Source organism: Janibacter sp. UYMM211 (assembly GCF_040547045.1).
Classification (GTDB): Bacteria; Actinomycetota; Actinomycetes; order Actinomycetales; family Dermatophilaceae; genus Marihabitans; species Marihabitans melonis.
Window position 1 is genome coordinate 83,278 of the sequence record NZ_JBEPOY010000007.1, and the last position, 12,002, is coordinate 95,279.

General features: G+C 74.3%; 12 protein-coding genes. 2 read left to right on the forward strand and 10 right to left on the reverse strand.

Annotated features, from left to right (window positions below):
• Nucleotides 1-33: 33 nt before the first annotated feature.
• From ABIB53_RS15835 to ABIB53_RS15870, 8 genes are all read right to left on the reverse strand, one after another.
• Nucleotides 34-912: a siderophore-interacting protein gene (locus ABIB53_RS15835; protein WP_123092460.1), complete on the reverse strand. Its 879-nt coding sequence runs from the start codon at nucleotides 910-912 to the stop codon at nucleotides 34-36.
• Nucleotides 909-1,772 (reverse strand): ABC transporter ATP-binding protein, encoded by an 864-nt coding sequence (locus ABIB53_RS15840; RefSeq protein ID WP_068271951.1) that lies wholly within the window; start codon nucleotides 1,770-1,772, stop codon nucleotides 909-911. The genes ABIB53_RS15835 and ABIB53_RS15840 overlap by 4 nt, the downstream gene beginning before the upstream one ends.
• Complete coding sequence (locus tag ABIB53_RS15845) at nucleotides 1,769-2,809, reverse strand: FecCD family ABC transporter permease (RefSeq protein WP_201465039.1); 1,041 nt, start codon at nucleotides 2,807-2,809, stop codon at nucleotides 1,769-1,771. The genes ABIB53_RS15840 and ABIB53_RS15845 overlap by 4 nt, the downstream gene beginning before the upstream one ends.
• Nucleotides 2,806-3,798: a FecCD family ABC transporter permease gene (locus ABIB53_RS15850; protein WP_354588878.1), complete on the reverse strand. Its 993-nt coding sequence runs from the start codon at nucleotides 3,796-3,798 to the stop codon at nucleotides 2,806-2,808. Before ABIB53_RS15850 ends, ABIB53_RS15845 begins: the two co-directional genes overlap by 4 nt.
• Nucleotides 3,795-4,847: an ABC transporter substrate-binding protein gene (locus ABIB53_RS15855; protein ID WP_354588879.1), complete on the reverse strand. Its 1,053-nt coding sequence runs from the start codon at nucleotides 4,845-4,847 to the stop codon at nucleotides 3,795-3,797. The genes ABIB53_RS15850 and ABIB53_RS15855 overlap by 4 nt, the downstream gene beginning before the upstream one ends.
• A 150-nt stretch (nucleotides 4,848-4,997) precedes the next feature.
• Complete coding sequence (pyrE, locus tag ABIB53_RS15860) at nucleotides 4,998-5,555, reverse strand: orotate phosphoribosyltransferase (RefSeq protein ID WP_123092464.1); 558 nt, start codon at nucleotides 5,553-5,555, stop codon at nucleotides 4,998-5,000.
• Nucleotides 5,556-5,732: 177 nt separating this feature from the next.
• Nucleotides 5,733-6,500 (reverse strand): SDR family NAD(P)-dependent oxidoreductase, encoded by a 768-nt coding sequence (locus tag ABIB53_RS15865; protein ID WP_354588880.1) that lies wholly within the window; start codon nucleotides 6,498-6,500, stop codon nucleotides 5,733-5,735.
• Entirely contained in the window at nucleotides 6,497-7,249 is a 753-nt protein-coding gene (locus ABIB53_RS15870) for a dienelactone hydrolase family protein (protein ID WP_191680800.1), read from the reverse strand. The genes ABIB53_RS15865 and ABIB53_RS15870 overlap by 4 nt, the downstream gene beginning before the upstream one ends.
• Nucleotides 7,250-7,709: 460 nt before the next feature.
• On the opposite strand from ABIB53_RS15870, the gene ABIB53_RS15875 reads away from it, so the two are divergent.
• Together ABIB53_RS15875 and ABIB53_RS15880 are read left to right on the forward strand one after the other, a co-directional pair.
• On the forward strand, nucleotides 7,710-8,501 hold the full coding sequence (locus ABIB53_RS15875; protein ID WP_191563505.1) for an exodeoxyribonuclease III: 792 nt from the start codon (nucleotides 7,710-7,712) through the stop codon (nucleotides 8,499-8,501).
• Nucleotides 8,502-8,506: 5 nt separating this feature from the next.
• Nucleotides 8,507-9,400, forward strand: a complete 894-nt coding sequence (locus tag ABIB53_RS15880) for an alpha/beta fold hydrolase (protein ID WP_354588881.1) — start codon at nucleotides 8,507-8,509, stop codon at nucleotides 9,398-9,400.
• Here the strand turns inward: ABIB53_RS15880 and ABIB53_RS15885 are convergent.
• Nucleotides 9,378-11,072, reverse strand: coding sequence for an MFS transporter (locus ABIB53_RS15885; RefSeq protein WP_354588882.1), 1,695 nt, complete (start codon nucleotides 11,070-11,072; stop codon nucleotides 9,378-9,380). The genes ABIB53_RS15880 and ABIB53_RS15885 overlap by 23 nt on opposite strands.
• The gene (locus tag ABIB53_RS15890) at nucleotides 11,069-11,755 is read right to left on the reverse strand and encodes an LppX_LprAFG lipoprotein (protein ID WP_354588883.1); all 687 of its coding nucleotides are present in this window, start codon (nucleotides 11,753-11,755) and stop codon (nucleotides 11,069-11,071) included. The genes ABIB53_RS15885 and ABIB53_RS15890 overlap by 4 nt, the downstream gene beginning before the upstream one ends.
• Between the last annotated feature and the right edge of the window lie 247 nt (nucleotides 11,756-12,002).

Below are 12,002 nucleotides of genomic sequence, written 5' to 3' on the forward strand. Positions count from 1 at the left end.
GGTAGTGGTGGCACGAAGGGGGGCGAGCCCGGGTCAGGGGCGGGCGGCCCCGAGCTTCCAGTAGCCGCTGAAGAGGACGCGGCGTCGCTCGGCGCCGAGCTCCTTGACGAGGTGGCGACGCAGGCAGGTGACGAGACCGGACTCGCCGCACAGCCAGGCGTAGTCGAGGTCGAGGGTGTCGCGGGCGTGCTCGCCACGGATCGCCTCGAGGACGACGGTGCCGGGGGCCGCCTCGCCGCGCGCGTGCACGTGTACCCCCGCGGGGACGCCCATGGCGGTCGCCGTCTCGGCGTCGGGCACCTCGACGTGGATGCGGACCTCGCCGGTCAGCCCCCGTGCGGCTCGATCGTCGAGGATCGCGAGCAGGGCCGGGATCGCCGTCTCGTCGGCGACGAGCAGCTGGGGCCCGGCGACGTCGTCACCGCGGTAGAGGGCACCACCCGAGCGCAGGCCGGCCGGGTCGCCGACGGTCGCCCGACGCACCCAGGAGGACCCGGGGCCCGAGTCGCCGTGGGTCACGACGTCGACGTCGATCTCGCCGAGCTCGGGGCGGTGGGCGCGGATCGTGTACCAGCGCAGGTCGGGGCGGACGTCCTCGTCGATGTCGGCGACGGCGGCCCGGCAGTCGCGGCGCTCCGGGTCGGGCATGACGAGCGGGACGCCCCGGCGCGGCATGAGCAGCCCGAAGTACTCGTCGGCACCCACCCGCTCGAAGTGGCGCAGGTCCTCGGAGGTGAAGGTCAGGCGCCGCACCGACGCGCTGAGGTCGACGACCCGGCTCACCGTCATCTCGAGCTGCTCGTGGCCGTCCCGGTCACGGGTCGGGGCCATCGCCGAGCCGTAGGCCTTCGAGGCGCCCTCGAGCAGGGCGTCGCGGACCTTCGCGCCGGCCTTGGTGACGATCGCGGTCATGAGATCTCCTGGTCCTTCGCGGTCGGGGTCGGCATGCCGCGCGGGAGCACGACGGGGGTCCCCGTGTCGGGGTCGGTGAGGATGCGGCAGCGGATGTCGAAGACGCTCGAGACGAGCTCTTCGGTGACGACCTCGACCGGCGAGCCCTGCGCCACGACCTCGCCGTCGCGCATGGCGACGACGTGGTCGGCGTAGCGGGCGGCCATCGCGAGGTCGTGCAGGACCATGACGCACGTCGTGCCGCGCTCGGCGTTGAGCCGGCGCACGAGCTCGAGCACCTCGACCTGGTGGGCGATGTCGAGGAAGGACGTCGGCTCGTCGAGCAGGAGGATGCCCGGCTGCTGCGCGAGCGCGAGCGCGATCCACACGCGCTGGCGCTGGCCGCCGCTCAGCTCGTCGACCGCACGGTCGGCGAGCGAGAGGGTGTCGGTGAGCTCGAGGGCCTCGGCGACGATCGCGTCGTCCTGCGGGCCGGGGCGGCGCAGCAGCGAGTGGTGGGGGTGCCGGCCGTGGGCGACGAGCTCGGCGACGCTCAGGCCCTCCGGGGCCAGCGGCGCCTGCGGCAGCAGGCCGATGCGGCGCGCCACCTCCTTCGTCGGGATCGAAGAGATGTCCTCGCCGTCGAGCACGACCTGGCCCGCGCTCGGGGCGAGCAGACGCACGAGCCCGCGCAGCAGCGTGGACTTGCCGCAGCCGTTGGGGCCGACGATGGCGCTCACCCGGCCGTCGGGCACCGACAAGTCGAGCCCCTGCACCACGGTGCGGTCGCGGTAGCCCAGGCTCACCCCTTCGGCACGCAGACGAGAGGCGGTCGGGGCCGCCTGCTCGGTCGTGATCGGTCGCGCAGCGGTCACCGTCATCTCAGCTCCACTCGGGATCGGGTGGCGATGAGCCACAGGAGGAAGGGCGCACCGGCCAGACCGGTGACGACGCCCACGGGCAGGTTCGCGCCGCCGGGCACGAGGTACGCGGCGACGTAGTCGGCGACGATCGTCATGAGCGCGCCGACGAGGGCGATGTCGACGAGCCGGGTGCGGCCGCCGTGCAGCCGCCGCCCGATCGGCCCGGCGAGCAGGGCGACGAAGGCGATCGGCCCGCAGATCGCGCACGTCGTCGCGACGAGCAGCACGATGCACAGCAGGGCCAGGGCGCGGCGGCGGGCCACCGGGACGCCGAGCCCGGCGGCGAGGTCGTCGCCGAGCATGACGACGCGCAGCTCGCGGTGGAGCACCAGCACGGTGGGCAGCAGCACCGCGACGACCACGGCGAGACGGCCGATGTCGGTCCACGTGCCCTGGGCCACCGAGCCGGACAGCCACGACATCGCCTCGGTGAGTCGGTAGATGTCGGCCTTGAGCAGCACCCAGTGGGTGAGCGCGACGAGGAGGGCGGCGCAGCCGACGCCGACGACGATGACCGCCTGCTCTCCCCCCTTCGCCCCCCGCCCGAGGACGAGGAGGAGGGCGGTGACGACGACCGCCCCGGCGAAGCCTGCGGCGCTGACCGCCCCGCCCTGCCAGCCGAGGACGACGAGCGCGAAGAGGGCGCCGGTCGACGCGCCGCCGCTCACGCCGAGGATGTCGGGGCTGGCGAGGGGGTTGCGCACGAGGTCCTGCATGAGCGCGCCCGCGACGGCGAGAGCGCCGCCGGCGAGGAGGGCGAGGACCGCGCGCGGCAGCTTCGACTCCATGACGATGAAGGACGCGCCGGGGATGCTCTCGCCGCCGATGATGCGCAGCGTGTCGGGGATCGTCACCGTGTAGTCGCCGAGGGTGACGCGCACGACGAAGGCGGCGACGACGAGGACGAGGAGCACGAGGGTGCGACGCAGCGCCCGCCGCGAGCGCGAGCGGCGGACCTGACGGACCTGCTCGGCGGGGGCGAGGGCGGTGCTCATCCGCGCACCGCCCGGCGGGCGACGATGATGAGCGCCGGCGCGCCGATGACCGCCGTCATGACGCCGACCTGGACCTCCGAGGGCGGGCTGACGACCCGGCCGAGGCTGTCGGCGAGCAGGAGCAGGCTCGGGCCGAGCAGGAGGGAGCCGAGGAGCACCCGGCGGTTGTCCGAGCCGCCGAGGAGGCGCACGACGTGCGGCACGGCGAGCCCGACGAAGGCGATGGGGCCGGCGAGCGCGCACGCGGTGGCGGTGAGCAGGAGCGCGCCGACCAGGGCCGAGCCGCGGGCGAGCAGCACCCGCTGGCCGAGCGCGCGGGCGACGTCGTCGCCGAGGGCCATGGTGTTGAGCGTGCGGCCCGAGGCGAGCGTCAGCACGAGGCCGACGAGGAGGAAGGGCAGGACCTGCCCGATGATCGAGGCGTCCTTGCCGGCGACCGAGCCCACCTGCCAGTAGCGGAAGACGTCGAGCGCCCCGTCGTCGCTGACGAGCAGCCCGACCATGATGCTCGAGGTCGCCGCGAGGATCGCGGCGCCAGCGAGCGCGGTCGTCATCGGCTGACGCTGCACCGGCACGCTGAGGGTGATGAGGTGCACGACGAGACCGGTGATGACGACGCCGACGAGCGCGGTCCACAGGTAGTCGACGACGTCGTCGAGCAGGCCCAGCCGGATGCCGATGACGACGAGCAGGGCGGCGCCGGAGTTGAGCCCGAGGATGCCGGGCTCGGCGATGGGGTTGCGGGTCAGGCCCTGCAGGACGACGCCGGCCAGGGCGATGCACGCCCCGACGACGACGGCGATGAGCGTGCGGTCGACCCGGGCGGCGACGATGCCGCTCGCGAGGTCGTCACCGGCGCCGCGCAGGGCGCCGAGCACGGCGGCCGGGGAGATCCCCTGGGAGCCGACGAGCAGCGAGAGCGCCGCCGTCGCGGCGAGCAGCACGAGGCCGCTCGCCGCGACGACGGTCGTCTTCGCGGACGAGGTCACGACGCGGGCTTGCCCTCGGCCGCGGACGCGAGCTTGGGCAGGAAGTCCTCGAGCGCGACCGGCAGCGACAGCGGGGTCGGCGAGGACATCGACAGCGCCGTGGCGTTGTCGGCGGAGCCGACGTAGTGGTCGTCCTTGAGGGCCGGGATCTTGCCGAGGAGCGGGTCCTTCTTGAGCTTCTCGACCTGGCCGTCCTCCTCGACGTAGAAGACGACGAGGTCGGCGTCGACGTCGGTCGAGCGCTCCGAGGACAGCTCGAAGCTGAAGGCGCCGTCCTTGCTCCCCTTCGCCACGAAGTCGGGCTCGGTCATGCCGAAGCGCTCGAGCATCTGCGGGCGCAGGTCGGTGCTGGCGTAGACGCCGATCGTCGACAGGTCGGTGGGGGTGAACCAGATCCAGGCGGCGGACTTGCCCTTGATCTCGGGGTACTTCGCGACGGCCTCGTCGATGTCGGCGTTGAGGTCGTCGGTGATCTGCGTCGCCTTGTCCTCCTGGCCGAGGGCCTTGCCGACGAGCTCGACCGAGTCCTCCCACGAGGTGCCCCACGGGGCGCCCGGGTAGGCGACGGTCGGGGCGATCTTCGTCAGCTTGTCGTACTCGTCCTGCGACATCCCGGAGTTGACGCCGAGGACGAGGTCGGGGGCGAGCTTGGCGATCTCGTCGACGGGGACGCCGTCCGCGTCGTCGTAGCGCACGATCTCGGCGTCGGGGTCGATCTCGTCGACGGCGGCGTCGAACCAGTCGGTCGACTTGTCCTTGTTGCCGCCCCAGGTGATGGCCGGCGCGCCGACGGGCACGACGCCGAAGGAGGCGACGACGTCCTGGTCGGACCAGCCGACGGTCGCGATCTTCGTCGGGGCCTTCTCGATCGTCGTCTCGCCGAGGGCGTGCTCGATGGTCACGGGGAAGGCGTCGGCCGCGGCCGAGGTGCTCGCGCCGGAGCCGGCAGCGGCGGTGTCCTCGCCCGGACCGGTCGAGCAGGCTCCGAGGGCGACGACGGGGGCGAGGGCGACGGCACCGACGAAGGATCGGCGGGAGAGGCGGGTCATGCGAGGTTCCTTCACGAACGACGGGGCGCCGAGGTCAGCGCTGCCTCAGTGAGGCAGGCCTAACTTAGGAGGACCTAACCCCTCGAGGCAAGTCTCGTCCGCCGATGTTCCGCGGAGCGGGACCGTGCTGGTCCCCGCCGCGCCCCGCCCTCAGGCCAGACCGAGGTCCGCCAGCGAGTAGACGAAGCGGTAGGGCACGCCCGCCTCGTCCTCGATGCGCGCCCCCGCCCCGGTGTCGCGATCGGCGATCGTCGCGACGGCGACGACCTCGCCGCCGGCCTCGCGCACGGCGGCGACGGCGTCGAGGGGCGAGCCGCCCGTCGTCGTCGTGTCCTCGACGACGAGGACGCGTCGGCCGGCGACCGAGGGACCCTCGATGCGCTGCTGGAGACCGTGCGCCTTGCCCTGCTTGCGAACGACGAAGGCGTCGAGCCGCTCCCCCGCCGCCGCGGCGGCGTGGAGCATCGAGGTCGCGACCGGGTCGGCGCCGAGGGTGAGGCCGCCGACGGCGACGACGTCGAGGTCGGCGACGAGGTCACGCATGACCCGGCCGACGAGCGGGCTGGCCTCGCCGTCGAGGGTGATCCGCCGCAGGTCGACGTAGTAGTCGGCCTCCTTGCCCGAGGAGAGGGTGACCCGTCCGTGGACGATCGCCTTCTCGCGGACGATCTCGAGCAGGCGGGCGCGGTCGGCAGCGATGTCGGTCATGGTCGTCGAGTTTAGGGATCGCGCTCCGGCCGGGTCGCCCGGTCCGCGGCGCCCCTACAAGACCCTGCCAGCAGCCTTTCGACGAGCCAGGACCCTCTCGAAGGGGTCGTGGCTCGTCAAGACCCAGCCAGCAGGGTTTTGTAGGAGGGGTGGCGAAGGGGGATGGGTCCCCCTTCGTCAGCGACCGCCGCGCGGGCTGCGGGTCGTCGCGCGACGCACGACGCCGCGCGGCAGGTGGCGCAGCGCGGTGGCGATCGCCTTGTACTGCACGCTCGGGACGCTCACGGCGCGGCCGCGCTCGGCGTCGGCGAGCGCCTCGCGCACGAGGTCGGCGGCGTCCAGCCACAACGGCCCCGACCGCGCGCCGTGGTCGATGCCGGCCCGCTCGTGGAACTCGGTGACGACGTAGCCCGGGCACACCGCCGTAGCCGTGACACCGGTCCCGCGCAGCTGCCCCGAGAGCGACTCGGTGAGGGTCGTGACGTACGCCTTGGCCGCGGAGTACGGCCCGCCGGCGAGGTAGCCGGCGACGGACGAGACGTTGATGATGCGCCCGCGCCCGCGGGTGGTCATCGCCCGCGCGGCGGAGTGCGAGAGGACGAGGACCGCGCGGACGAGGACGTCGAGGAGACGCTCCTCGTCGGCGATCTCGGACTGGGCGAAGGGGGTGGCGAGCCCGTAGCCCGCGTTGTTGACGAGGACGTCGACCGGCCGGTCCGCCTCGCCCAGCCGGTCGGCGACCCGCTGCAGCTGGGCGCGGTCGGACAGGTCCGCGACGAGGACCTCGACGGCGACGCCGTGGCGCTCGCGCAGCTCGTCGGCGACCTGCTCGAGGCGGACAGCGTCGCGAGCGACGAGGACGAGGTCGTCCCCCTTCGCCGCGAGCTGCTCGCAGAACTCGTGCCCGATGCCGGCGGTCGCGCCGGTGACGAGAGCGGTGCTCATCGGCCGCCGAGGGTGCGCGCGAAGAGCTCGCGCAGCTCGTCGAAGTGACGCTCGGCGCCGGCCTCCTGATAGCTGCTCGTGTCGGCCATCGTGAAGCCGTGCGGGGCGTCGGGGTAGACCGCGGTGCGGGCGGACAGGCCGTGCTCGGCGAGCGCGTCGTCGAGACGGGCCACGTCCTCGGGCGGGTTGGCGCCGTCGTTGTCGGCGTGGCCGTAGACGAAGTCGGCGCGTGCACCGGACAGGCGCAGGTGGGGGCTGTCGGGCGCGTCGACGGCGACGCGGGCGCCGTGGAAGCCGGCCGCGGCCGCGACGCCCTGGTCGATGCCGGCGGCGATGGTCGCCAGGCGGGCGCCCATGCAGTAGCCGGTGACGCCGACCGGGCCGTCGGCGACGCCGGGCAGGGCGCGCAGCGCGGCGAGGTAGTGGGGCAGGTCGGCCTCGATGCGCTCGGTCGTCAGCTCGGCGAGGTAGCCCATGGAGATCGGGCCGTAGGCCTTGCGCTCGGCCGGGTCGCGCAGGTCAGCGGTCGGCGTCGTCTGCGCGGCGGTGCCGGAGCGGTAGAAGGTGTTCGGCGCGAGGACGACGTAGCCCCAGGAGGCGATGCGGTCGGCCATGGTCTCGATCTGCTGGCGCAGGCCGATGGCGTCCATGCACAGCAGGACGCCCGGGTAGCTGCCGTCGGCGTCCGGGCGGGCGACGACGGCCTCCGCGGTGCCGTCAGCGGCGGGGATCTCGATGAGGGGTCGCATGACAGCGACGCTACGGCCTGCGGCGGCCCCTGTCTCCGCTCGAGGGGTCGTGGCCGGTCGAGCCCTCGATGGTCGAGGTGCGAAGGGCGCGCAGCGCACGAGCCTCGAGACCAGTGGCGCGTGGGCAGTGGTCTCGAGGCTCCTTCGTCGCGCCTCGACCAGCAAGATCGGGCGGCCTGACGGCGATGTGCTCACCTGGCACGCGGTACGTCCCGTGCCAGGTGCACGGATCGACGTCAGGTCGTCATGGTCGAGCCCTCGATGGTCGAGGTGCGAAGGGCGCGCAGCGCCCGAGCCTCGAGACCACCTGCGCGAGTGCAGTGGTCTCGAGGCTCCTTCGTCGCACCTCGACCAGCAACCGGCCCCTTCGTCGCACCTCGACCAGCGCAGCGGCTCCCCCTTCGCCCTCGACCGTCGACGGGGCGGGCCCTTGTCGGGAGGGCTGCGTAGGGTGGCGGCCGTGCGCATCGCGACCTGGAACGTCAACTCCATCCGCTCTCGTGTCGACCGGGTGGTCGACTGGCTCGGTCGCTCCGAGACCGACGTCCTGCTCATGCAGGAGACCAAGGCCAAGGACGAGCAGTTCCCCTTCGCCCGCTTCGAGGAGCTGGGCTACGAGGTCGCGCACCACGGCCTCAACCAGTGGAACGGCGTCGCCATTGCCTCGCGGGTCGGGCTCGACGACGTCTCGGTCGGCTTCCCCGACGTCCCCGGCTGGGGCGACCCCGCGGCCCCCGAGGCCCGCGCCATCGGCGCGACGTGCGGCGGCGTGCGCGCGTGGAGCCTCTACGTGCCCAACGGGCGCACCCTCGACGACCCGCACCTCGAGTACAAGCTGCAGTGGCTCGAGACCCTGCGCGCCCAGACCGCGGCCTGGCGGGCGGCCGAGCCCGACCTGCCGCTCGCGCTCGGCGGCGACTTCAACATCGCCCCCTTCGACGAGGACGTGTGGGACATGTCGGCCTTCGAGGGCAGCACCCACGTCTCCCCGCGCGAGCGGGCCGCCTTCCAGGCCTTCCTCGACGACGGCCTCGTCGACGTCGTGCGCCCGCACGCACCGGGCCCCGGCACCTTCACCTACTGGGACTACCAGCAGCTCGCCTTCCCGAAGAAGCGCGGCATGCGCATCGACTTCGTCCTCGGCACCCCCGCCCTCGCCGACCGCGTCCTCGGCGCGGCCATCGACCGCGAGGAGCGCAAGGGCAAGGGCGCGAGCGACCACGCCCCCGTCGTCGTCGAGCTGAAGGACTGACCGACGTGACGGGCACCTCCGAGGTCGTCACCCGCGAGGTCGTCAGCCCGGACGGCGCCCGGGTCCACGTCCTCGACCACCGCACGACCGGCGACGGCGACCTGCCGACGCTCGTCCTCGCCCACGGGTGGACGCTCGACCAGTCGAGCTGGGCGCGCGTCGTCTCCGCCCTGCAGCGGCGCCACGCGGTGCGCGTCGTCACCTACGACCAGCCGGGCCACGGGCTGTCGACGCTCGGGCGCGGGCGTCGGGCCACCGTGCGCGACCTCGGCGAGACCCTGCGCGCGGTCCTGTGCGAGGTGGTCCCCGACGGGCCTCTCGTCCTCGGCGGCCACTCGATGGGCGGCATGACGGTCATGGCCTACGCCGGGGCGCACCCCGACGAGCTGCACGAGCGCGCCCGCGGGGTCCTGCTCATGGCGACGACCCCCGAGCTGGCCTCCCTGCGCCGCCCGATCCGGGGCGAAGGGGTGGTCATGGGTCTGCAGTCCGTCCTGCCCTCGGCGGTCCCCTCCCTGCCCATGTCCCGCGACATGGTGCGCCGGGCCACCTTCGGCGCGGACGAGCCCGACCCCCGCGACCTCGCCCATGTCGTGAGCATGGGCCGGGCGACGAGCGCGCGGGCGACGGGTCGGTACTTCTCCGCGCTGCAGGGCCACGACGAGATCGGCTCCCTGGGCGTCTTCGCCGGCATCCCCACCGTCGTCCTCGCGGGTGAGCGCGACCGGCTCACCCCCGCGCGGTGGAGCCGGATGTACCACGAGCGCATCCCCGGGGCGGCGCTCGACGTCGTGCCGCGCGCGGGGCACATGCTCGCCTACGAGGCCACCGACCGGGTGGTCGAGCACCTCGAGGACCTGCTCCTCGGCCGGCCGCTCAGGAGCTCGCCGACGCCCTGACCCGCTCGGGCGAGCGCCCCAGCGTGAGCACCGCGACGACGGCCCCCAGGCCCGCGGCCAGCGCGGCCCCGGCGAAGACCGTCTCGACCTGCACCATCGCCGCGCCGACGAGCGCGTCGGCCGAGGTCCGGTCGACCGGGCTGAGCGCCGCGACCGCCTCGTAGTAGCGGTGCAGCCCGACCCCTGTCAGCAGGGCCAGGCCGACCACCATCCCGATCATCCGGGCGACGACGACGAGCGAGCTCGCGGTGCCGTGGGCGTACGACGGCGCGTCGGCCAGGGCGGCGTCGTTGACCGGCGCGAGGGCCAGGCCGGCGCCGAGACCCGCCATGACGAGGACGGCGGTCGAGCTGACGACCGCGTCGAGCGAGCCGGTCCCCCACGTCGACATCGCCCCGAGCCCCGCGGCCATGAGCGCCAGGCCCGTGCCCGCGACAAGTCCGGCTCCGAGGTGGCGCAGCAGCCAGCCCCCGACGAGCGCACCGACGGGCACCGCGACGAGGAAGCGCAGGAGCACCATCGCCGCATGGGTCTGGCCGCCGTCGGTCGTCAGCCGCGCGAGCAGCGGCACGTCGACGACGACGGAGACGAGCGCGACGCCGACGAGCACCGAGACGAGGAGCGCCCACCCGGTCCGTCCGCCGAGGGTGCCGCGGGGCACGAGCGGCGACGGAGCGGTGCGCTGACGCCACGCGAAGAGACCTGCCGCGACGAGCGCGACCGGGAGCAGCGCGTAGCCGAGCGGCCCGACGACCTCGCGCTCCGGGTCGGCGGCGGCGAAGGTGAGCACGACGCAGCCCAGGGCGGTGCCGAGCAGCAGCGCCCCGACGAGGTCGCCCTCGCGCAGGGTCGGCCACCACCGCCGCAGGGCGACCGCGAGCGCGATCACGCCGAGTGCCAGCGCGAGCACCCCCACCGGCGTGACCAGGCGGTGGTCCGCATCCCCGAGGGGGACGAAGGGGAGCCCGAGCGTCACGTCGGTGACGAGCCGTCGGGGCGCGGCGAGCGCCAGCCACAGCAGGGCGACCCCGACCGCGCCGAGCGCGAGGCCCAGGCGGGCCGGGCGGGTGAGCGGGTCCCCCTTCGCCCCCTCCCGGTCGACGACCCGCAGGGCGACGGCGAGGACGAGGGCGAGGACGACGTTGAGCCAGAAGATCGCCCGCCAGTCGGCGACCGCGAGCACGGCGGCGCCGAGGACCGGCCCGAGGACGCTGCCGAGCTCCTGGACCGCGCCCACCATCCCGAGCGGCACGCCGCGGCGGCCCACGGGCCACAGGTCGGCGACGATCGCGAGGGTCGCCGGGACGAGACCGCCGCCGCCGATCCCCTGGACGACCCGCCCGGCGACGAGGACGTCGAGGTCGACGGCGAGCGCGGTGACGCCGGAGCCAAGGACGAAGAGGACGAGGCAGGCGAGGAGGACCCGGCCGCGGGGCACGAGGTCGGCGAGGCGTCCGATGAGCGGCAGCACCGCGATGTAGCCGAGGAGGAAGCCGGAGATGATCGGCGTCGCCCGCTGCAGGCTGTCGAGCGTGAGGCCGACGCCGGCCATCATGTCGGTGAGGGCGAGGACGACGACGTAGGTGTCGGCTGCCGCGAGGGCGACGCCGGCGCACGCGAGAGCGAGGAGCGCCCTGGGCCGGGTGGTCTGCCCCACGGCGGTGACGCTCACGCGGGTGGCTCGACGGCGACGTCCTTGCCGTACTCGCTGAGGTCGACGGTGTACGTCGTGGTCTCGCCCGTGAAGAACTCGCCGGTGATCTCGGCGGTGCGCAGCTCGCCCGACCCCGGCTCGATGCCGTACGTCACCTCGAAGGTGTCGGCGTCCTCGCCGAGGAGGAAGAGGTCCTGGACGGGCTTCGCGGGCACGCTGCCGGTGTAGGACTGCAGGACGACGTCCCCGTCCCGGGTGCGCTCGCCGGCCGTGACGCCGGTGCTCTCGGCGACGACCTGGCCGACCCCGGAGCCGGTGCGGAAGAACTCCGCCGGGTTGGGCGCGCCGAGGTCGCTCATGTCGACGGGGTTGAAGTCGGAGGAGAAGAAGGACATCCACGTCTTGGCCCCGACGGCGATGATCTCGACGGACGCGGCGGTGCCGTCGATGACCCCTGTGACCTCACCCGAGAAGGCCGGGGTCTTCGCGTCGACCGAGCCGTCGCCGCTGGCCTTCGAGACGCCGTCCTGGCCCTGCGGCAGGCCAGAGCTGCTCAGCTCGATGTGCACTCCCCCGGCCTGCTCGAAGCGCTCCTGCGCCGTGCGCATCGCGTCCGCGGGCGCCGCCGCCTCCTCGCCGCCCGAGCACGCGGGCAGGAGCAGGGCCAGCGGGAGCAGGGCGATCAGCGGGCGTCGGCGCATGGGCGTCACGGTATCCGTCGCGCCACCGCTCCCGTCGCGAGCCGCGCGCGGGGGGGGGGGGGGGGCCCCCCCCCCCCCCGGGGGGGGGGCCCCCGCCCCGGGGGGGGGGGGGGGGGGGGGGGCCCCCGGGGGGGGGCGGGGGGGGGCCGGGCCCCGCGGTCCGGGAGAGGATGGCGCGCATGAGCGTGAGCCTGGACGACCTCGGGGCCGAGCTGCGCCGTGCCGGCATCGCCGACGTGCGGACCGA